The following is a 21,361-nucleotide window of genomic DNA, read 5'->3' as shown; positions in this document are numbered from 1 at the left end:
CAATCCCGCGTTAAATTCATTTCAAATGATATAGGAATAGAATGTCTCGAGAAGAAAGCATGCCACGGGATCAGGCTCCCAACACCCTGCGCCGTGAATTAAAAGCACGACATATGGCAATGATTGCCATAGGTGGATCAATTGGCACAGGATTATTTGTTGCTTCTGGCGCAACCATTTCTCAGGCTGGCCCAGGTGGGGCTTTACTTTCCTATGCATTAATTGGCTTAATGGTCTACTTCTTGATGACCAGTTTAGGTGAATTGGCCGCGTTCATGCCAGTTTCAGGGTCGTTTTCAACTTATGGTTCCAAATATGTTGATGAAGGTTTTGGCTTCGCATTGGGATGGAATTATTGGTACAACTGGGCGGTGACGATTGCGGTTGACCTTGTTGCTGCGCAATTGGTGATGGGATATTGGTTTAATGATGTTCCTGGTTGGGTATGGAGTGCGTTGTTTCTTGCCCTGATTTTTCTGCTGAACTTCGTTTCCGTCAAAGGTTTTGGTGAAGCAGAATATTGGTTCTCCTTGATCAAAGTTTCCACGGTTATTGTGTTCATTGCCGTTGGCATTTTAATGATTGTCGGCATCATGAAAGGTGCTGAAGGTGCAGGTTGGCATAATTGGGCCGTTGATGACGCTCCTTTTGCGGGTGGTTTTGCCGCCATGATCGGGGTGGCAATGATTGTCGGTTTCTCCTTTCAAGGGACAGAGCTGATAGGTATTACCGCAGGGGAGTCGAAAGATCCGGCGAAAAATATCCCTCGTGCGGTGCGTAAGGTATTCTGGCGTATCTTATTGTTCTACGTATTTGCGATTTTAATCATCAGCCTGATCATTCCTTATACTGATCCTAATTTGTTGCGCAATGGTGTGAAAGATATCAGTGTGAGTCCATTTACGCTGGTATTTGAAAACGCTGGCTTATTATCAGCGGCTGCAATAATGAATGCGGTGATATTGACGGCTGTTCTGTCAGCGGGAAATTCAGGGATGTATGCTTCTACCCGTATGCTATTCACCCTGGCAAAAGAGGGGAAAGCACCGAAAATTTTTAGTCATTTGTCTAAAGGTGGTGTTCCGCGTAATGCGCTTTATGCTACGACTGTGGTAGCAGGGCTGTGTTTCCTTAGCTCCATGTTTGGTAATCAAACAGTCTATTTGTGGTTATTGAATACTTCAGGTATGACTGGATTTATTGCATGGCTCGGCATTGCAATCAGCCATTACCGTTTTCGCAAAGGCTATGTCGCCCAAGGTTTGGATCTCAATGATCTGCCATATCGCTCAGGTTTCTTCCCGATTGGGCCGATTTTTGCCTTTATCTTATGCCTGGTTATTACGTTGGGCCAAAATTATCAGGCATTTTTGCAAGATAAGATCGATTGGTACGGAGTGACCGCGACCTACATTGGCATTCCGTTATTTCTGCTCATTTGGCTTAGTTACAAGCTGAAAAAGAAAACTCGCTTTGTTAAATACAGTGAGATGGAATTTCCAGCATTCAAATATACCGATAAAGAATGATTTGTTAACCAATTATCAATAACCTGATAATTGTTAATTAAATTATTATTGATTTTGCTTTACAAAAAACTGCCTGTTCTGTGATGGAATTGGCAGTTTTTATTTTTCAAGGGATTAGGAAAGGAATAACGATGGTAAATTTCGGCTATACCACTCCAATCGCATTGATAAGTATTCTTATTTGCTTTATTGTTAGCAGCATAATTGTTGCATGAAGAGGCTAACTAAAGTGAAGTTTGTATTTCGAACAGTCGTGAAAAATGTGAGTATCAGTCTAATTGCGGGTTCTGCCATGATGGCAAGTTTTGCATCTTGGGCTGAAACAGTCACTGATATTGCTGGACGTACTGTTGAAGTGCCAGAGAAAGTTAATCGTATCTTGTTGGGTGAAGGTCGTCTGTTCCATTCTGTCGCTATATTGGAAGGAGATAAACCTCTGGCGCGTATCGCTGGTTGGCAAGGTGATTTCCGTAAACTGGATCCACAAACTTACGCTATTTATAAAGCTAAATTTCCTGAAATCGATAATATCCCTCTGATTGGTAATACCAGCGCGGATAGCGTCAGCTCTGAGAAAGTGCTGACACTCAATCCTGACGTTGCCATTTTTGGTCTGTCTGGGCACGGTCCAGGCAAAAACAGTGAGTTGGTGAAACAGTTAGAAAAAGCGGGTGTACCTGTTGTTTTTGTCGATTTTCGCAATGATCCCCTGAAAAATACATTACCTAGCATCCGTATGCTGGGCAAAATCTTGCATCGTGAAGATCAGGCTAATGCTTATGCTAATTTTTATGAAAAAAATCTTAAATTAGTGACTGATATTACAGATCGCATACCCGATGCTGAGAAACCTTCCGTCTTTATTGAATTAAGGGCTGGTTCTAGTGAAGACTGCTGTGGTACGGCAGGTAACGGCAATATGGGGAATTTCATTGATTTGGCGGGTGGCAAAAATATCGCTAAAGAAGTATTGCCTTCTCCATTGGGCACAATGAATCTGGAAAAAGTTATTGCTGAAGATCCTTATATTTACATCGCAAGCGGTGCGCAAGATCCAGGTGACAAAGGTGACGGGATCAAAATGGGAGCCCAAATTTCTGCCGATACTGCCCGTGCTGGCTTGAAAGAAATCACAGAACGTAAAGGTATCAATAACTTAACCGCCGTGAAGGAAGGGCGTAGCTATGCTATTTGGCATCACTACTATAATTCTCCTTATAATGTTGTTGTTACCCAAGTTTTTGCTAAATGGTTCTATCCTGAAAAATTCGCTGATTTAGATCCGCAACAAACATTGAAAGAACTTCACAATCAATTCTTGGCTATTGAACCGGTAGGTACATATTGGGTCAGCGAGAAATAAGCAGTAACAGGTAATAAGAATGAGCGTCACTACCGAGCCTATGCCAATGGTAAAAAAACAATTGAATGAGTGCGATATAAAAGCACATTATCGTCATATCCTGTACCGACGTATTGCATGGATATTATTCATCGTCCTGGCAATTGGCATTTCTGTTGTACTGGATTTTACCTTGGGGCCATCAGGGTTATCGCTGCAAGCCCTCTGGCAAACCCTGTTTTCACCAGAGAGTGTTAACGCAGCAACACGGGTGATTGTTTGGGATATCCGATTGCCCTATGCTCTGATGGCGGTAGTGATCGGCTTATCACTGGGACTGGCCGGTGCTGAAATGCAGACGATTTTAAATAACCCGCTAGCTAGCCCATTCACGTTGGGCGTTTCCCATGCGGCTTCTTTTGGCGCGGCATTAGCTATTGTGCTTGGCATTGGTATTCCGGGAATACCGGATCAGTGGTTTATTTCTGCAAACGCTTTTCTCTTTGCATTATTGGCTGCTTTAATGCTTGATGGCATTACCCGTTGGACGAGAGTTGCAACCTCTGGTGTTGTGTTGTTTGGGATTGCAATGGTATTTACCTTCGATGCGTTAGTTGCGATGATGCAATTTATCGCTACGGAAGATACCTTACAGGGATTGGTTTTCTGGACAATGGGTAGCCTCGCCAGGGCGACATGGGAAAAACTGGGTATTATGGTGTTAGTTTTCTCTGTCATTATGCCTCTCTCATTGAGCAATTCTTGGAAATTGACCGCATTGCGTTTGGGAGAAGATCGGGCTACCAGTTTTGGAATCAATATTAGCCGCCTTCGTTTGGGAACATTGTTGCGTATCAGTATCCTGACCGCATCGGCAGTTGCATTTGTTGGCCCTATTGCTTTTATTGGATTGGTGGCTCCTCATATCGCCAGAATAACGTTTGGTGAAGATCACCGTTTCTTCTTGCCGGCAAGTGCGCTGATTGGTGCACTAGTTTTGTCCATGTCTTCCATTGCGTCTAAGAATCTGATACCGGGTATTATTATCCCAGTTGGAATAGTGACTTCATTGGTTGGTGTGCCTTTCTTCCTGAGTATCGTTTTACGCCATAGGGGGAATGTATGAGTCAGGGATTAAAAATCAATTGCCTGACAGCGGGGTATCCAAAGCACTCTGTGATTGAAAAGCTGGATATCAACGTATTGCCGCGTGGTCAAATCACGGTATTGTTGGGACCGAATGGTTGTGGTAAATCCACGCTCCTGCGTTCGCTGGCGGGATTGAATAAAGCCAGTGGTAAGTTGCTGTTGGATGAGCAGGATCTGATGAAGATGAATTTTGCCCAACGTGCCCAAAATGTCGTTTATTTGCCTCAATCATTACCAGCAGGTGTGCATCTTCATGTATTAGAATCGGTGATTGTTGCTCAACGAGCATCAGGGGGAGTGAGCAATAGCCAATGTGAACAGGAAGTCATGGAACTATTACGCCAGCTTGGTATTGAACATTTGGCGTTTAGCTATTTGGATCAACTATCTGGCGGTCAAAAGCAGTTAGTTGGATTAGCCCAATCATTAATCCGTCGTCCGACATTATTATTATTAGATGAACCATTAAGTGCACTGGATTTAAATTACCAATACCATGTAATGGATTTAGTTGCACGTGAAACGCGCCGTCGTAATATTATTACGATTGTTGTTGTTCACGATATTAATATTGCATTGCGTCATGGTGACCATGTGCTAATGCTAAAAAAAGGTAAATTAATTTCTGAAGGTAAACCTGAGCAGGTTATTACACCAACTAGTTTGGCTGAAGTTTATGGCATTAGGGGCCGAATTGAACGTTGTTCTCAGGGAATACCGCAAGTATTAATTGATGGCTTAGTGACGGAATTAATCAGTTAGAATAATAAAAGTTATATACCAACCTAACTTCAAGATGCATGTGATTTCTCTCCCGCTTTGCGGGGAGAAATCAGGTTTCATATCGTGTTGCAAATTGCAACTTGAAGTTTAATGCGTATAGATTACTTTAATAGAATTAAAGTTTAATTTAATTAATATAACACTGGCAGGAATAAATTAATTATTCCTGTATTGAGGTTGTGTGTCGATTTTTTATATTAATTTAAATAATTCTATTCTACCTTTTGGAGAATTGGGAATGGTTGTTTTTGCAAAGAAAAAAATTGTATTAGGTATTATTGCTGCTATTTTATCCAGCGCAGTTTTTGCTGCTGATAATAGCGAAGATAAAATTGTTGTAACTACTGCGGCGGGTTTCCAGCAAAAGATTGAAGATGCACCTGCGTCTATTTCAGTTGTTAGCCGCGAACAATTGGAAACAAAAGCCTACCGTGATGTAACGGATGCATTGAAAGATGTGCCGGGAGTGGTTGTTACTGGTGGTGGTAGTAGCAGTGATATCAGCATTCGTGGTATGGCTTCTAAATATACCATGATCTTAGTTGACGGTAGACGTGTTGATACACGTAGCACCCGTCCAAATAGTGATGGTTCGGGAATTGAACAAGGATGGTTACCACCATTAGCCGCTATTGAGCGTATTGAAGTGGTGCGGGGACCAATGTCTTCTCTATATGGTTCTGATGCTATGGGGGGAGTGATCAATGTTATTACTCGTAAAGCTCAGAAAGAATGGCATTTAACTCTGAAAGCAGATTCTACTCTGACTGAGAATAAAAATTCTGGTAACAGCTATCAGAACAGTATTTATACTGCAGGGCCAATAATTGATGGATTATTGGGATTAAGAGTGAGTGGTTTATATTCTCATCGCAATGAAGATAAATTTTTAGGCGGATTTAGAGAGCAGGAAATGCGCAATGGTGCAGTAGAGTTCTCTTTAACCCCAGATGAGAAAAATACTTTCACTTTTGAGGCTGGCCGCTATGAACAAGATCGCGATTCAACTATTGGTAAGACGCGTGACTGTCAGCCAAGATCTTGTGAAGATGATATAAGTCGTTATAAACGTAATAATTACGCTATTACACATCATGGTGTTTATGATTTTGGTACGATGACGTCTTATATTCAAAGAGACGAATCGCGTAATCCTGAACGTAAAATGACAAACAATGATACGGTATTGAATAATCATACGGCATTTGTATTCGATGACCACACAGTAAGTGTTGGTGGCCAATACCGTTATGAAGATTTACGAGATAATAGCAATAAGTTACCTTCAGCTAAAGATGTTAATAAGTTAACCCGCTGGAGTTGGGCATTAGTCTTAGAAGACGAGTGGCAAATGGTTAATGATTTTGCTCTTACTAGTGGAGTACGGTTAGATAAAGATCAAAATTTTGGAACGCATTGGACACCTCGTCTATATGGGGTATGGCACGCTGATGAACAATGGACGATTAAGGGTGGAATTTCTACCGGCTATCGCTCTCCTGATATAAGGCAAGTTGCTCCTAATTGGGGACAGACAACAGGTGGGCGGTTTAAAAATGGGATGATTTTAGGGAACCCAGATCTCAAGCCAGAGAAAAGTGTCAATGAAGAAATTAGTATTATCTGGAATAATTTAGAGAACTTTAATATTGGTGTAACTGTCTTTAATACTGCTTTTAAAGATAAAATTACTGAAATTGGGGATTGCGAGAAGGGTTGTAAGCTCGGTGGTGAAGTTTATGATTTTATTAACAAGCGTATAAATGTTGATAAAGCTAATATTCGGGGTATTGAAACCACCATGAATTGGAACATTGTTGAAAGTTTATCACTGGCAGCAAACTATACTTATACCGATTCTGAGCAAAAAAGTGGTAAATTCAAAGGTCAACCATTAAACAAAATGCCAACACATATGGCAAATGCAACTTTAAATTGGCAACCATTACCTGAATTAGATACATGGACACGTATTAATTTCCGTAGTAAAACAAAGAATTATCAGTACCGCTCTAGTATGAGAGAGGGAACGCCTTCTTATACTTTTGTCGATCTAGGGGTAACTTATAATTTAAATAAAAATCTACGCTTATTAGGTGGGGTTTATAATATTCTTGACAAAAGAGTAACTGAACAAACTTATGATGCAGTCCTGGATGGTCGCCGTTACCACATTGGTATTAATTATGATTTTTAATTAATATTTCTCTTTTTTATAAATATTAATCATTATACTTAACATCTGGACATCCTATAGAATCATCCCGTCATTAATTTTGTCATGATGGGATGATTTTTTTGCTATCAGAAAAGCATAATTAAATGGCAAATAGTTTTCCTCTGTGCTAAAAACTAATCAAAAGCCAATTAGCTCTGTTGGCATTAGGTTGCAGCACTAACTCAGTAAGAGCCTACTCCATAAGGCTCTGTAGTGTCGTAAAAAATAATAAATTTTTAGTGTTATCGCGCTTGCTATTTCTGGACTTGAAGTGCAAAATGCGTGCACTAAAAATAACTGGTGCGTAAATATGCATCAGTTATTTTTTTTGCTTTGAATTATTTTTTACAACACCAAGAGGCCGGATCCGTTCCGGATCGATATTGACCACAAGCAACCATAATTGAAATGGGGTTGCTGTTCTGAGGAATGCAAATATGGAGCAATTATTCTCTTTTGCACTTGTGCCAATTGGCGCTCGTTGCTGCAACGATGACTATGGGGCACGGCCCTCTGTCAATTTACCGTTCACCAATTCTTCTTTCTTTTCTGTTTATAGACAGAAGCGAAGTCTGCCCAGTAACTATCGATTAAGTAGTTGTATCAGTACCCAAATCGAAGTTATGGGAGGTTTCGCTCATGTTGCATAATACCACCACTCCTACTGCACTTGGTATCAACCAAGCCAGTGCTGACAACCGCGTTCAACTAAGAAGAACATTGACTCTGTTTCAAGTCGTCATGATGGGGCTTGCCTATCTGCAGCCAATGACTATTTTTGATACATTTGGCATTGTTTCTGGTTTGACTGGTGGGCATGTCGCGACATCTTATGCTATTGCATTAACTGCAATTTTATTTACAGCGCTAAGTTATGGAAAATTAATAAAGCGTTTTCCATCGGCGGGTTCTGCTTATACTTACGTACAAAAATCAATGAGCCCCCATCTTGGATTTATGGTGGGTTGGTCTTCTTTACTGGATTATATGTTGATGCCGATGATCAATGTATTATTGGCAAAGATTTACCTACAGGCTTTGTTCCCTGGTATTGAACCATGGATCTTTGTAGTCATGTTGACTGCACTTATGACAATCATCAATCTGAGTGGTATCAATGTCGTTGCTAATATCAATAGCATCGTTGTTATTGTCCAGATTGCTGTTATGGTGATACTCGTTGGGTTAATGATCCGTGGTGTTCATAATGGAGAAGGCGCAGGAACGTTACTGAGTATTCAGCCATTTACATCAGAGGAAGCACAATTAATTCCGATGATTACTGGCGCGACAATACTTTGCTTCTCATTTCTTGGGTTTGATGGCATTAGCTCTTTGTCGGAAGAAACACCAAATGCAGGTAAAGTTGTCCCTAAAGCGATTTTCCTGACTGCGTTAATTGGTGGTATAATTTTTATTGCTGTATCTTATTTCTTACAGCTTTATTTCCCAGATATTTCTCGGTTTAAAAACCCAGATGCTTCCCAGCCAGAAATTATTCTTTATGTCGCTGGTGCGTTATTCCAGTATGTGATTCTCATATTTTCCAGTGTCACGGTAATGGCTTCTGGTATGGCTGCACATGCGGGTGTATCTCGTCTGCTCTATGTTATGGGACGCGATGGCGTATTGCCTGAAAAAATATTTGCGTATATTCACCCTAAATGGCGTACTCCGGCCATTAATGTGATATTGGTTGGTATTATCGCCTTATCAGCATGTTGGTTGGATCTGGTGACTGCGACGGCACTGATCAATTTTGGGGCGTTGGTTGCCTTTACGTTCGTTAATTTATCGGTGATTTCTCAATTCTACATCCGTGAACGTCGTAATAATACTTTGAATGACACCCTGAACTTCTTGATCTTGCCACTTCTTGGTGCTGCAGCAGTGGGTGTTTTATGGATGAATTTAGAATCAAATTCAATGGAGTTAGGCTTGATCTGGGGAGGCATTGGTCTTATTTACATGTTTTTCCTGACTCGTAGCTTCCGCCAACCAATGCCACAGTTTACGGAATCATAATCAGAAAACATTTCAGTATTCTGTTCTAAAAAACAGCATCGTCAGATGCTGTTTTTTTATCTGGGATAACAAAAGAGAACATAAATCATACAAATCTTATCAAAAAGCATCATATAATAACAAAATTTGCCGTGCCTGATTTCACTAAGAGCCTGTCTGTTTGGCTCCAATAAGGTAAGAGACGATATGAATGATGCTATAAACCCCCAAAATCAGCGATTAATTGCCACTCTCACGAATATTGTTGGATCTTCTCATATTCTCACTGAACCTCGAAAAACAGAACGTTACCGCAAAGGCTTTCGTTCTGGACAAGGGGATGCCCTTGCCGTTGTATTTCCGGGTTCATTATTAGAGCAGTGGAAAGTATTTAAAACCTGTGTTGAAGCCGACAAAATTATTTTGATGCAGGCAGCCAATACTGGATTAACGGAAGGATCTACACCGAGTGGCAATGATTATGATCGCGATATCATTATTATTAGTACCTTACGAATGGATAAAATTCAGGTTCTTCCATCAACAAACCAAGTTATTGCATTTCCTGGCAGTACATTGTGGCATTTAGAAAAAGTATTAAAGCCATTAGGACGCGAACCACACTCAGTTATCGGTTCGTCCTGTATCGGTGCATCCGTTATTGGGGGGATTTGCAATAACTCAGGGGGATCTTTGGTTCAGCGTGGGCCAGCTTATACTGAAATGGCTCTATATGGCAGGGTTAATGAGCAGGGAGACGCTGAATTGGTTAACCATTTGGGAATATCGTTGGGTGATCAACCTGAAGATATCTTGACTTGTCTGGAAGAGCAACGTTATCGAACCGAAGATATTCAGCATAGTGACAGAGTCGCTTCTGATCATGAATACTCACAGCGTGTGCGGGATGTCGATGCAGACACGCCATCACGGTTTAATGCTGATGAGCGCAGGCTGTTTGAAGCCTCTGGTTGTGCGGGTAAGTTGGTTGTTTTTGCTGTTCGACTTGATACTTTTCCGGCAGAGCCATCTTCACAGGTTTTTTATATCGGCACTAACCAACCCGAAGTGTTGACAGAATTACGGCGTCATATTCTATCAAACTTTCAGTATTTGCCAGTCGCGGGCGAGTATATGCATCGGGATATCTTTGATATCGCAGAAATATATGGAAAAGACACCTTTGTTATGATTGATAAACTAGGCACAGATAAAATGCCAATGTTTTTTGATTTGAAAGGACGGATGGACACTATTTTGGGTAAGGTGCCATTTTTACCCGCACATTTAACAGATCGTGTCATGCAGGGATTGAGTCGTTTATTACCCTCCCATTTACCGACTCGCTTGAAAGAATACCGAAATCGTTTTGAACATCACTTAATGCTGAAAATGTCAGGTGAAGGTATAAAAGAGGCGAATGAATGGCTGGAAAATTACTTTAAGCAGGCGGATGGAGCGTATTTTGCTTGTACTCCAGAAGAAGGGGCGAAGGCATTTTTGCATCGTTTTGCAGCCGCAGGAGCCGCTATTCGCTACCAGGCTGTTCACAGCGATGAAGTGGAAGATATTTTGGCATTGGACATTGCTTTGCGGCGTAATGATCATGAATGGCTTGAAACTTTGCCAGCCGAAATCAATGAAGCATTAGTCCATCGGCTATATTACGGGCACTTTATGTGCTATGTATTCCACCAGGACTATATTGTTAAAAAGGGGACAGATATCCACGCCTTGAAAACAAAAATGCTGGAAATTTTGCATCAGCGTGGCGCTGAATACCCTGCCGAACATAACGTTGGTCACTTGTATAAAGCTAAACCACAGCTTAAGCATTTCTATCAAGCGATTGATCCAACTAATACCTTAAATCCGGGAATTGGGAAAACCTCCAAGCTGAAAAATTGGGGGATTACCACAGGGCGTTCACATGATTAGTGTACTTTGCTGATGGAGTAAGAGTAGAAAAAGACAACACTTTGGTGTTTGTCTTTTTCTTTATCTATATCTATTGGGTAGCTGTATATACGCATTAAACTTCAAGTTGTAATTTACCACACACATCTTGAAGTTAGATTGGTATAAAGGTTTTATCCGGCTATTTGGATTGCATAATCAACCAGTGCTTTTAACTGGCGACACTTTTCTTCATCAGATTGATATTCAATAAAAAGTTCTTCAATGACTGCAAGATATTGGCTGATATTTTCCTGGGTTAATGTATCCTGCCGATGACGTAACCAACGTTGTTGCTCGTCATAATCCAATGTCGCTGGATAGTTTCTCGCACGATAGCGGAATAACAACGGCGTAATGCGGGCATCCTGGAATGTTAAATCCAAGGCAGGCAAGTTTTGGGGAGACGTTTCTCGGATGATTTCCATTGCCGTTTTGTCGGCATCGCTGAAAAAGCCGCTATAGAGTTTAGTATCGACATTATCAGATTCTGGAAACGTTTCTGGATGAGAAAACAGTTCAACGACTTTCTCCCTGATTTGCGGATTGTTGCGCAAGATAGCCAGATTTTGCTCACATTGGTTGCGATCTAATCCCACTCGCTTTGCGTCTTCTGGTCGCAAGGTATTTTCTGGCGCAATGATTGGGCATTTATTAATGTGTACAAGTTTAATGGGGACTGGGCTTTGATCTGGCTGTAATTCGTCCCGTCGGGTATACAAGCGCTCGCGTAATTCATCTGCGCTGAGTGCCAAAAGTGGGGTGATATCACCAGCCAGATCGCACATAATAACCGCATTACGGTTACTTGGATGCCACGCCAAAGGAGCGACAAGGCTAACATTGCTGCGCATAACCCCAAACATGCCAGATACATGAACCAGAGGTTTCATTTGGGGGATATCAATTTGATGACTGACTTTCTGTTTATTTCTTAACTGGAAAAAATAATCAAACAATTTAGGTTGAGCTTTTTTCACCAGCTTTGCCATTGCGATAGTGGCATAAACATCGGACATGGCATCATGGGCATGAGTATGCTCAACGCCATTGGCTTTTGTCAGATGCTCTAATTTGAAACTGGGTAACCCATCTTCATTATCTGGCCAGACAATGCCTTCTGGACGCAAGGCATAGCAGGCACGTAATACGTCGAGTAAATCCCAGCGAGAGTTGCCTTTTTGCCAGCTATAGGCGTAAGGATCGTAAAAGTTACGATAAAAGATATTTCGGCTGACTTCGTCATCAAAACGAATGTTGTTATACCCAAGAATACATGTATTGGGTTTGCTGAATGCTTCATGGATTTGTCGGGCAAATTCGGCCTCATTAACGCCTTTTTTCAATGCCAACTGGGGGGTAATTCCTGTGATCATGACAGCTTCAGGATCGGGAAGATAATCGTCAGCAGGAGCACAATACACCACCAAAGGTTCTTCAATGATATTGAAATCACTGTCAGTGCGAACTCCTGCAAATTGTGCGGGGCGATCTAAGGCCGGATGTTTACCAAAAGTTTCATAATCATGAAAGTAGAAACTTTGGTTTTCTTTACGGGTATTCAAGGTTGTGTATTCTCCGTTATCGCCAATTTAATTACGACTAATCAATGAATTAAGTTTCCATTGGTGTCACATTTATCTCGTTCACACCAAAAACGATTATTCTCGATGACGTTAAATTACGTTGTCATACATGGTAAACCATAACAAGATTTGAGCGAAGTAGTTCGTATGGCTATCCAAACCCAAACTTACCGTGGCAGTAGTGGTTATTGTTCGGGAAAAGGAATTTGATTAAGAAATGTATCTGAAAGGGAGTTTGTATCAATAAATTGTCGAAACTGACTTGTCTATGCGCCACTTGAAATTGTATTGTGTAGTTAGCATAAGAAATTATCGGTCTGATTAAAAAGGTGTAAAAAATGGACAACACAAATAAACCAACATTCCAAAATGTACTGGAGTTTGTGCGTATATTTCGGCGTAAAAATAAATTACAGCGCGAAATTGTAGATAACGAGAAAAAGATCCGAGATAACCAAAAACGTGTACTTCTGCTTGATAACCTGAGTGACTACATAAAACCAGGAATGTCGATTGAAGATATTCAAGGCATTATTGCTCATATGCGCAGTGATTATGAAGAGCGTGTTGATGAATATATCATCAAAAATGCCGAGCTATCTAAAGAACGCCGTGAGTTATCCAAAAAACTTAAGGCAATGGATGGTGGAGTTAAGTAGTTTTAGTTGTTTGGATAAAGTGATAGACCACGCCTTATGGCGTGGTTGTTTTTTTAGTTTGAGTTCCAATGTGGCTTGAGTTCAGGATCAATTAAGGCATAGGTTTGATAGTAAGTTCGTTCATCTTCGGCCATTTGTGCTAATTGTTTTGCTACATCTTCTCGGCTTACCATACCATGAACTTCCTCTTGATAACGTTTGCAATGTCCAGTGCCAGGTTGATCGGTAAGACCACCGGGACGGATAATTGTAAAATTCAGTGTGCTGGTTTGCAGGTAACTTTCAGCCAATGACTTGTGTCTGACAGATTGCCCGAATAATGATTTAGCCCGTGCTGATAATGTCTTCCAACTTTCACCACACCCAATGGATGTCACCAATAACATGCGAGAAATTTGGGCTTGTTCCAATGCATCTATTATTGCCATGTTTCCATGATGATCAGCATTGCCTCCGCCAATTGTTGAGAAAACAACGGGATTTTCTCCCGCCTGCGCAATCGCTTTTTCTATACTGTCTTTGTCACAAGCGTCGCCGAGTATTACAGTAACGCCTGCCGCGCTGAGTTCGGCAGCTTGTTGTGCATTACGAATTAAGGCTGTGACAGGGCGGTTTTGTTTTAGCGCAATAGTGACCAAATGGCGTCCAACACCTTTTCCAGCACCAAAAATCAACCAGGATTTCATAGACGGGAAGCTCTCCATAAAATTAACCATCTTAAATGATAATAATAACCATCCAAGTTTATTGGAATCGATGATTGAAAGGAATGAGGGTAATTCGTTTTTGTTGTGGGTAAGGTAAAAAAAATGGCTCCCAATCCAGGGGAGCCATTTAACTCAAATCACAGTATCCAATTATTCGAATGGTTGTGGCTTAGACATAGCAGAAGTTGCAATACTTGTTGCAGAATGTCCACCCGCACCACCTTTACCTTTGAATGGATAAGCAGGGCGTTGCCATTCAGTGATAATCACAGGCTGGGTCATCATGTCCGGTGCTGGCGCCTTCATCATTGGGGAGTAAGCGTGATGATTTTTTTCCACGATAATCGAAGACTCAACAACTGTTTTCTTTTCCGCTTTAACTTCCTCTGCCTTAAGGCACATTTCCGTTGCGACAGTTGGCTGTTCTTCATGATGTTCCTGTTTAACAATCGACGTCATAATGATGGGTTCTACCGTATGGCGCATTTTTTCAGCATCATGTGAAACTAGGATATGTGGTTCTTCATTCCCTAAAATTTCTGACCACTGTTTTTCACCATGATTGATGACAGCTTCCACGTTTGCTGGTTCCGAAACGTTAGGTTTTTCTAATTCCGGTTCTAGTGGTGTGGCAATGGAAACGCTATCAACAACAAGTTTCACCTTGTCATCATGAGTGAGGCTGTCTTGTTGTTCTGCTATTTCGACGTGAGGTACTGTTGTCGTTGGTGCTGATTCTGTGATTGATGGCACCAGAATAACTTTTTCCTGTTGTACAGGTAGTGTTTTTTCTTCAACCGTTTCATTAATCACATCAACAGAAGCAAGGATTTCAGGTTCAGTCATAGTCACAGGTGTAACAGGATAACGAACCCATACTTTGCCTGATGCCAGTTCTGGCGATACGACAGCCATGTTCAATGGTACTGGTGATTGAGACAGATTACGTTCATCACGGTAGCGGCGACGACGCTGACCACTGACACGCAAGTGGCGTGGGGAGCGGCGGGAACGACGCGGCATGATGTTGTCTTGCTGCTCATTATTGGGTTGTGAAACGGCGGCTTGTGGTGCAGAGTTTTGTGAATCTGCATTTTGCGGCATTTCAGGTTGGTTAGCGGCTTCAACATGGGTATCAATAACGGCCGGTATAGACGCTTTTGCCTCTTTATGAGCGTTTTCTGATACAGATTCAGGCATCACAGCGGGTAAGGCCACGATGTTAGTGTCTGGTTTCAGTTCGTCAGTGATCCGTATTTTTTGCTCAAGCTGGCGGCGCTGACGGCGAGGCATGACTGGCTGACGCTCTTCAACTTCTTCTTCGACAATGTCAGGTCGATTGATGGTCTGCTGAGCCTGTTGCTGCCGTTTTTCTTCCTGACGACGACGTTGACGTTCGGCACGTTGTTCACGGCGTTGTTGCTGCTGTGCTTCACGCGCTTCGTTATCCAGCACAGTGCTATCCTGAACATTGTTTTTCTGCTGGGTATTACGCCCTTTACGCTGTTCATCACGTTCACGGTTATTACGTACTTCACTTTCGCGACGTTGATTCTGACGGCGTGGGTTGCGACGTTCTGATGAGCGGCGATTATCATTGCCAGCCGGTTTTTTGCCCTTTTCTTGGGTTTGTTTCTCTTCTTCACCACTGAACATTTTTTTCAGGGCACTTAAGAATCGGCTGAACAAACCTGGTTTTTCTGTTTGTTGCGGGTTATTAGCGACTACTTTTTTCTCTTTTGTTTTTACTTTTGCTGTTGCCGGTGTAGCGGCTTCTGCTGCTGGCAGATCAAAAGTTGAAATGGCCGGTTGCTCTGGACGTTTGCGTTCATGCTGGGCATCGTCTTGAACATTTGTCATTTCCGCTTCATGCAGCTGTGGCAGCAAATAACTTAAAGTTGAAATTTCTTCGCCTTTACGTACACGTAGGACAGAAAAATGTGGCGTTTGCATTTGATCATTTGGAACAATGACAACACCCACACCACCTTGACGATGCTCAATATCGCTGACTGCCCGCCGTTTTTCATTCAGTAAGTAAGAAGCGATCTGTACAGGGACAATGGCATGAACCTGATGTGTGTTTTCTTTCAGTGCTTCTTCTTCGATTAAACGTAGAATTGACAGGGACAGTGATTCATTATCACGAATAGTTCCGGTGCCGCTACAACGCGGGCAGACATGGTGGCTGGATTCACCCAGAGAGGGGCTTAAACGCTGGCGCGACATCTCCAGTAAGCCAAAGCGGGAAATTCGGCCAATTTGAATACGAGCGCGATCTTGTCGCACAGCGTCACGCAGCCGGTTTTCAACTTCACGCTGATGACGCACTGGTGTCATATCAATGAAATCGATAACAATAAGACCACCGAGGTCACGCAGACGCAATTGGCGTGCAATTTCGTCAGCTGCTTCCAGGTTGGTATTAAATGCCGTTTCTTCAATATCACCACCACGAGTTGAACGAGATGAGTTGATATCGATAGCCGTTAAAGCTTCCGTCGTATCAATGACCACAGAGCCGCCGGAAGGTAACCGAACTTCACGCTGGAAGGCCGATTCGATTTGCGATTCTATTTGATAATGGCTAAACAGCGGGACTTCACCACTGTACAGTTTGATTTTACTGGCAAAATCAGGGCGTCCCAGCGCAGTGATATGCTGGCGTGCCAAATCAAGGATTTTAGGGTTGTCAATCAAGATTTCCCCAATATCTGGACGCAGATAATCACGGAATGCGCGCACGATAACATTGCTTTCCTGGTGGATCAGGAAGGGGGCGGGATGACTGTCGGCGGCTTTTTTGATGGCTTCCCAATGTCTCAGGCGGAAGTTCAAGTCACCCTGCAAAGCTTCAGCCGATTTACCTACACCGGCGGTGCGAACGATAAGCCCCATACCCTCTGGAACTTCAAGAGAAGAAAGCGCTTCTTTTAATTCGATGCGATCATCACCCTCAATGCGGCGAGAAATTCCACCTGCCCTTGGATTATTCGGCATCAGGACTAAATAACTGCCAGCCAAACTAATAAAGGTTGTTAAAGCTGCCCCTTTGTTACCTCGTTCTTCTTTATCAACCTGGACGATAACTTCCTGGCCTTCTTTAAGGATATCCTTAATGTTAGGGCGGCCATGGGAGTGATAATTACTTGGAAAATATTCGCGAGCAATTTCTTTTATGGGTAGGAAACCATGACGTTCTGCTCCGTAATCAACAAAAGCAGCTTCCAGGCTAGGTTCAATTCGGGTAATTTTCCCTTTATATATATTTGCCTTTTTCTGCTCGTGTCCAGGGCTTTCAATATCCAAATCATAAAGACGTTGCCCATCAACAAGGGCAACACGCAACTCTTCCTGCTGGGTTGCGTTGATTAACATTCTTTTCATTCTAACTTACTCATTATTTTTTACATGAATATAGAGCTGCGAGTAAAAAAAGAGGCGAGCTACTAGTTACCGATGGCCTCGTGTCTTTTACAAAACCGCCAGCCTCACGGCTATCGTTTGTATAGAGGCGCCTATTTGTCGGCGAGTCTGAATTTCATTTGAACACAGTACTCTTTATTGGGATGCTGTAATAAATAGGTACAGATTTTGCCCAATCCAGTAAGCTGCCACCCGCAGCCCATAAATTATTTGATCGAACATTACGTCTTATGCCATTGCTGCGTTTTTGCTCAATCAAACAGATAACAAACAATTTTAATCTTGCCATTCATAGTTTAGTAAACCGTGGCCAGAAAGCATTATTCCATTGCTATTGGGGTGATAGCAAGGTGACTTTATCGCTTTACGGTTTTTTTATTAGGAAATAGTGATAAGTTGTTAATATTTGGTCTTTACCCTAAATCATTTGGAACAATGAAGTAGGGAAAATGGTTGTTATTTAGACATAGTTAAAAATGAGTGGCGCTCTGTTGGTTGGATTATTAGAATCTTGCCCATGAAAACAGATAATCAAATTGTACAGTTTGTCACGGTTGATGACGAATATGCCGGTCAGCGAGTTGATAACTTTTTGCTGGCCCGTTTAAAGGGTGTACCTAAGAGCCTGATCTATCGGATCTTGCGTAAAGGTGAAGTGCGAGTCAACAAAGGAAGAATCAAGCCTGAATATAAATTGATAGCAGGTGATGTCATCAGGATCCCGCCGATTAGAGTCGCAGAAAAACAAGAAACGCCTGTATCTGTCAAGCTGGATAAGGTTGCTGCTCTGGCGGGATGTATTTTGTATGAAGATGACCATATTTTAGTCATCAACAAACCATCAGGAACTGCAGTGCATGGGGGCAGTGGCCTGAGTTTTGGCGTGATAGAAGGATTACGGGCTTTGCGGCCTGAAGCCCGTTTTCTTGAACTGGTGCATCGGCTTGACCGCGATACATCCGGTATTTTGTTGATTGCGAAAAAACGTTCTGCATTGCGGGCACTGCACGAGCAATTACGCTTGAAACAGATGCAAAAAGACTATTTGGCGCTAGTGCGTGGGCAATGGCAATCCCATTGTAAAGTCGTAGAAGCGCCTTTGTTAAAAAACATCCTGCAAAGTGGGGAAAGGGTGGTGAAAGTCAGTCGAGAAGGCAAACCATCTGAAACACGTTTTAAAGTTGAAGAACGGTATGCGTTTGCGACATTGGTGCGAGCAAGCCCTGTGACAGGGCGAACTCATCAGATCCGAGTGCACACTTTACACGCTGGCCATCCCATTGCGTTTGATGATCGTTATGGTGACAGAACATTTGATGCTCAGCTGGCAGAAACAGGACTTAATCGCTTGTTCTTACATGCTAGCTCATTAAAGTTTACCCATCCATCCACGGGGGAAACGCTGCGTTTCGAAGCTCCAATGGATGATGGGTTGCGGAAATGTTTAAGAATATTGCGGCATAATAATCATTGAGAAAATACCGTCAGTGGGTTTATCCCCTGGCGGATCAGCATTTCTGTCAACGTTATTAATGGTAAGCCGATAAGTGTGTTTGGATCTTTGCCGTCAAGTTTTTCGAATAATGTAATTCCTAAACCTTCGCTTTTAAAACTACCAGCACAATTGAAGGGTTTTTCTTTGTTTAGATAATAAATAATTTCTGTTTCTGTCAGATTTCTGAAATAAACATAGAATAACTCACAACGAGTATCAACCACTTCTGTTTTACTATTGAATAAGGTAATGCCAGTATAAAAAGTGACACATTTTCCACTGGCTTTTTTCAATTGTAAGAAAGCATTCTCAAAATTATGGGGTTTGCCGGTAATTTCGTCATCCAAAACACAAACTTGATCTGAAGCTATAATGAAGTGGCTAGAATACTCCCGCTGTAAAGTGCGAGCTTTTGCCTGTGACAACCGCATTACCAATTGTTTTGGACTTTCGTTTTCCAGCGGGCTTTCATCAATATTGGGAGAAGCACAGGTAAAAGGTAATCCCAGCTTTTCTAGCAATAGGCGGCGATATTCGGAAGTTGACGATAAAACAATCGGAAGCATCTTTTTTTCCATAAAATACGTAGAGAAATATTTGCAGGCATTTTAAACTATACGCCGCTTAATAAGCGAATATTTGACGGAAAGGCGCAGATGTGTGGCCTTTTTCTTTGACTATGTCTCATTACAAAGATAATATGCGCGCCTTATGCAAAAGGTAAAATTACCCCTGACCATCGATGCACTTCGAGCAGCCCAGAAAAGATTGGATTACTACGGTAGTTATTCTGCTGGGCAAGTTTCTCGTCTTGCAGAAACAGTGGTCAGTGTGGATGGTGATGTAGATAGCTCATTATCATTTGAAATTGATAATCAGCGTCTGGCAGTCGTAAAAGGGCATTCTGAAGTGGATGTTACGCTTGCCTGTCAGCGCTGTGGCAGTAATTTCAGTCATCATGTTCACACAACGTATTGTTTTAGCCCGGTCGTCAATGATGAGCAGGCTGAGGCATTACCGGAAGAGTATGAGCCAATAAACGTTAACGAATTTGGCGAAATAGATTTGCTGGCAATGATTGAAGATGAAATAATTCTATCTCTGCCGGTAGTTCCGGTACATGATTCTGAACACTGTGAAGTGTCCGACGCGGACATGGTGTTTGGTACGCTGCCTCCTGAAGCAGAAAAACCAAACCCGTTTGCCGTATTAGCCAGTTTAAAGAAAAGTACTTAAGGAGTAAGGTCAATGGCCGTACAACAGAATAAACCAACTCGTTCTAAGCGTGGTATGCGTCGTTCTCATGACGCACTGACTGCAACACTTGTCTCTGTAGACAAAACTTCTGGTGAAACTCACCTGCGTCATCACGTGACTGCTGATGGCTACTACCGTGGTCGCAAGGTAATCAACAAGTAATTTCAGCTAACCATTAGCAAGTTGATATCTTGGCTAATCTAACCTTAGCGTTAGATGCTATGGGTGGGGACTTTGGTCCTCGCGTTACGGTGCCTGCTGCATTGCAGGCACTGGCATCTAATCCACAACTGAAGCTATTGTTGGTCGGCAATCCCGAAACCATCTCTCCTTTGCTTGCAAATCAAAATGCTGAGCTGCTGAGTCGTTTGCAAATTATTCCTGCGGAACATGCCGTTTCCAATGATGCAAGGCCATCTCAGGCCATCCGTTCCAGTCACGGTACTTCCATGCGTATAGCCTTGGACTTAGTTAAGTCGGGCGAAGCACAGGCTTGTGTCAGTGCGGGAAATACAGGGGCTTTGATGGGATTGGCTAAATTGATGCTGAAATCCATTGAAGGAATTGAACGGCCTGCATTGATGACGGTGATACCTAATCTAAAACAACAGAAGACAGTCGTATTAGATTTAGGCGCTAATATTAATTGTAATAGCGGCATGTTAGTTCAGTTTGCAATTATGGGCGCTGTCATGGCGGAGTATGTTGCTGGTGTGGATAATCCACGTGTTGCGTTACTCAACATCGGGGAAGAGGAATCCAAAGGGCTGGATAATATCCGCGAAGCCGCTATAACCTTGCGTAATATCCCAACGATTAATTATATCGGGTATGTGGAAGGAAATGAGTTACTGACGGGAAAAACAGATGTGCTCGTATGTGACGGCTTCGCAGGTAATGTTACGCTGAAGACGATGGAAGGTGCGATCAGAGTGATCTTATCTCTGGTAAAGTCACCGGATGGTCAGCAAAAAAAATCATCTTGGTTGATGAAACTATTCAAGATGAAGATAGTTAAAAAATGGTTACTAAGACAGGTAACTAAACGGTTCGGCCATCTAAACCCTGACCAGTATAACGGAGCAACGTTATTAGGCTTGCGTGGCATCGTCATAAAAAGTCACGGTGCTGCTAATGAACATGCTTTCAAGGCGGCTATTGATCAAGCTATTCAAGCTACAGAGAAGCAGGTTCCAGACAGAATCGCTGCCCGGCTGGATGCAGTATTACCCAAGAGTGAATAAACATAA

Annotated in this window: 17 protein-coding genes; 13 read left to right on the top strand and 4 right to left on the bottom strand. The window is 42.3% G+C overall.

The window, feature by feature from the left end; all coding sequences use genetic code 11:
* Nucleotides 1–41: 41 nt before the first annotated feature.
* The 8 genes from AAC853_RS14615 (at nucleotide 42) to dld (ending at nucleotide 10,963) form a co-directional block, all read left to right on the top strand.
* Nucleotides 42–1,529 carry an amino acid permease gene (locus tag AAC853_RS14615; RefSeq protein ID WP_340614965.1) on the top strand — a complete coding sequence of 496 codons (1,488 nt, stop codon included), beginning with the start codon at nucleotides 42–44 and terminating at the stop codon, nucleotides 1,527–1,529.
* Nucleotides 1,530–1,758: 229 nt separating this feature from the next.
* Entirely contained in the window at nucleotides 1,759–2,892 is a 1,134-nt protein-coding gene (locus AAC853_RS14610; protein ID WP_338885120.1) for an ABC transporter substrate-binding protein, read from the top strand.
* A 19-nt stretch (nucleotides 2,893–2,911) separates the two neighbouring features.
* Nucleotides 2,912–3,997: a FecCD family ABC transporter permease gene (locus AAC853_RS14605; RefSeq protein WP_340614964.1), complete on the top strand. Its 1,086-nt coding sequence runs from the start codon at nucleotides 2,912–2,914 to the stop codon at nucleotides 3,995–3,997.
* Nucleotides 3,994–4,782 carry an ABC transporter ATP-binding protein gene (locus AAC853_RS14600; RefSeq protein ID WP_340614963.1) on the top strand — a complete coding sequence of 263 codons (789 nt, stop codon included), beginning with the start codon at nucleotides 3,994–3,996 and terminating at the stop codon, nucleotides 4,780–4,782. Before AAC853_RS14605 ends, AAC853_RS14600 begins: the two co-directional genes overlap by 4 nt.
* 259 nt (nucleotides 4,783–5,041) lie before the next feature.
* Complete coding sequence (locus AAC853_RS14595) at nucleotides 5,042–7,000, top strand: ligand-gated channel protein (RefSeq protein WP_340614962.1); 1,959 nt, start codon at nucleotides 5,042–5,044, stop codon at nucleotides 6,998–7,000.
* Between the two features lie 458 nt (nucleotides 7,001–7,458).
* Nucleotides 7,459–7,671, top strand: coding sequence for a hypothetical protein (locus tag AAC853_RS14590; RefSeq protein ID WP_338885123.1), 213 nt, complete (start codon nucleotides 7,459–7,461; stop codon nucleotides 7,669–7,671).
* Complete coding sequence (locus AAC853_RS14585; RefSeq protein ID WP_189758222.1) at nucleotides 7,661–9,046, top strand: APC family permease; 1,386 nt, start codon at nucleotides 7,661–7,663, stop codon at nucleotides 9,044–9,046. The genes AAC853_RS14590 and AAC853_RS14585 overlap by 11 nt, the downstream gene beginning before the upstream one ends.
* A gap of 186 nt (nucleotides 9,047–9,232) precedes the next feature.
* Complete coding sequence (gene dld / locus AAC853_RS14580; protein ID WP_340614961.1) at nucleotides 9,233–10,963, top strand: D-lactate dehydrogenase; 1,731 nt, start codon at nucleotides 9,233–9,235, stop codon at nucleotides 10,961–10,963.
* 152 nt (nucleotides 10,964–11,115) lie between these two features.
* Here the strand turns inward: dld and sbcB are convergent, their stop codons facing one another.
* Nucleotides 11,116–12,546, bottom strand: coding sequence for an exodeoxyribonuclease I (gene sbcB, locus AAC853_RS14575; protein ID WP_340614960.1), 1,431 nt, complete (start codon nucleotides 12,544–12,546; stop codon nucleotides 11,116–11,118).
* A gap of 359 nt (nucleotides 12,547–12,905) precedes the next feature.
* Here sbcB and tmaR point away from each other — a divergent pair, with 359 nt between their 5' ends.
* Nucleotides 12,906–13,226, top strand: coding sequence for a PTS system regulator TmaR (gene tmaR, locus AAC853_RS14570; protein ID WP_074018717.1), 321 nt, complete (start codon nucleotides 12,906–12,908; stop codon nucleotides 13,224–13,226).
* Between the two features lie 53 nt (nucleotides 13,227–13,279).
* On the opposite strand, the gene AAC853_RS14565 is transcribed toward tmaR, so the two are convergent.
* The gene (locus AAC853_RS14565) at nucleotides 13,280–13,912 is read right to left on the bottom strand and encodes an SDR family oxidoreductase (protein WP_340614959.1); all 633 of its coding nucleotides are present in this window, start codon (nucleotides 13,910–13,912) and stop codon (nucleotides 13,280–13,282) included.
* Between the two features lie 171 nt (nucleotides 13,913–14,083).
* Nucleotides 14,084–17,320, bottom strand: a complete 3,237-nt coding sequence (rne, locus tag AAC853_RS14560) for a ribonuclease E (protein ID WP_340614958.1) — start codon at nucleotides 17,318–17,320, stop codon at nucleotides 14,084–14,086.
* Between the two features lie 556 nt (nucleotides 17,321–17,876).
* Here rne and rluC point away from each other — a divergent pair.
* Complete coding sequence (gene rluC, locus AAC853_RS14555) at nucleotides 17,877–18,833, top strand: 23S rRNA pseudouridine(955/2504/2580) synthase RluC (protein ID WP_340614957.1); 957 nt, start codon at nucleotides 17,877–17,879, stop codon at nucleotides 18,831–18,833.
* Here rluC and AAC853_RS14550 read toward each other — a convergent pair.
* Nucleotides 18,827–19,420: a Maf family protein gene (locus AAC853_RS14550; protein WP_340614956.1), complete on the bottom strand. Its 594-nt coding sequence runs from the start codon at nucleotides 19,418–19,420 to the stop codon at nucleotides 18,827–18,829. The two genes, rluC and AAC853_RS14550, sit on opposite strands and share 7 nt — an antisense overlap.
* Before the next feature lie 145 nt (nucleotides 19,421–19,565).
* Between AAC853_RS14550 and yceD the strand changes: the two genes are divergently transcribed.
* From yceD to plsX, 3 genes are read left to right on the top strand one after another with little or no spacing between them, the layout of a single operon-like run.
* A complete protein-coding gene (yceD, locus tag AAC853_RS14545; protein ID WP_338885130.1) occupies nucleotides 19,566–20,090 on the top strand; it encodes a 23S rRNA accumulation protein YceD in 525 nt (174 codons plus the stop codon).
* A 12-nt stretch (nucleotides 20,091–20,102) separates the two neighbouring features.
* Nucleotides 20,103–20,273 carry a 50S ribosomal protein L32 gene (gene rpmF / locus AAC853_RS14540; RefSeq protein WP_004253223.1) on the top strand — a complete coding sequence of 57 codons (171 nt, stop codon included), beginning with the start codon at nucleotides 20,103–20,105 and terminating at the stop codon, nucleotides 20,271–20,273.
* 29 nt (nucleotides 20,274–20,302) lie between these two features.
* Nucleotides 20,303–21,355, top strand: coding sequence for a phosphate acyltransferase PlsX (gene plsX, locus AAC853_RS14535; RefSeq protein WP_338885131.1), 1,053 nt, complete (start codon nucleotides 20,303–20,305; stop codon nucleotides 21,353–21,355).
* Nucleotides 21,356–21,361: the final 6 nt, after the last annotated feature.

Source organism: Xenorhabdus thailandensis, assembly GCF_037996785.1.
Taxonomy (GTDB): Bacteria; Pseudomonadota; Gammaproteobacteria; order Enterobacterales; family Enterobacteriaceae; genus Xenorhabdus; species Xenorhabdus griffiniae.
The sequence above is the reverse complement of the archived record's forward strand: the minus strand, read 5'-3'. Positions and strand labels throughout refer to the sequence as shown.

What these genes read in the sequence shown, in the direction of transcription:
- AAC853_RS14550 (WP_340614956.1), bottom strand. Translation starts at nt 19,420, where the DNA reads ATGCTTCCGATTGTTTTATCGTCAACTTCCGAATATCGCCGCCTATTG.
- AAC853_RS14565 (WP_340614959.1), bottom strand. Translation starts at nt 13,912, where the DNA reads ATGAAATCCTGGTTGATTTTTGGTGCTGGAAAAGGTGTTGGACGCCAT.
- tmaR (WP_074018717.1), top strand. Translation starts at nt 12,906, where the DNA reads ATGGACAACACAAATAAACCAACATTCCAAAATGTACTGGAGTTTGTG.
- AAC853_RS14585 (WP_189758222.1), top strand. Translation starts at nt 7,661, where the DNA reads ATGTTGCATAATACCACCACTCCTACTGCACTTGGTATCAACCAAGCC.
- rne (WP_340614958.1), bottom strand. Translation starts at nt 17,320, where the DNA reads ATGAAAAGAATGTTAATCAACGCAACCCAGCAGGAAGAGTTGCGTGTT.
- AAC853_RS14600 (WP_340614963.1), top strand. Translation starts at nt 3,994, where the DNA reads ATGAGTCAGGGATTAAAAATCAATTGCCTGACAGCGGGGTATCCAAAG.
- AAC853_RS14615 (WP_340614965.1), top strand. Translation starts at nt 42, where the DNA reads ATGTCTCGAGAAGAAAGCATGCCACGGGATCAGGCTCCCAACACCCTG.
- rluC (WP_340614957.1), top strand. Translation starts at nt 17,877, where the DNA reads ATGAAAACAGATAATCAAATTGTACAGTTTGTCACGGTTGATGACGAA.
- AAC853_RS14605 (WP_340614964.1), top strand. Translation starts at nt 2,912, where the DNA reads ATGAGCGTCACTACCGAGCCTATGCCAATGGTAAAAAAACAATTGAAT.
- rpmF (WP_004253223.1), top strand. Translation starts at nt 20,103, where the DNA reads ATGGCCGTACAACAGAATAAACCAACTCGTTCTAAGCGTGGTATGCGT.
- AAC853_RS14590 (WP_338885123.1), top strand. Translation starts at nt 7,459, where the DNA reads ATGGAGCAATTATTCTCTTTTGCACTTGTGCCAATTGGCGCTCGTTGC.
- dld (WP_340614961.1), top strand. Translation starts at nt 9,233, where the DNA reads ATGAATGATGCTATAAACCCCCAAAATCAGCGATTAATTGCCACTCTC.
- AAC853_RS14595 (WP_340614962.1), top strand. Translation starts at nt 5,042, where the DNA reads ATGGTTGTTTTTGCAAAGAAAAAAATTGTATTAGGTATTATTGCTGCT.
- yceD (WP_338885130.1), top strand. Translation starts at nt 19,566, where the DNA reads ATGCAAAAGGTAAAATTACCCCTGACCATCGATGCACTTCGAGCAGCC.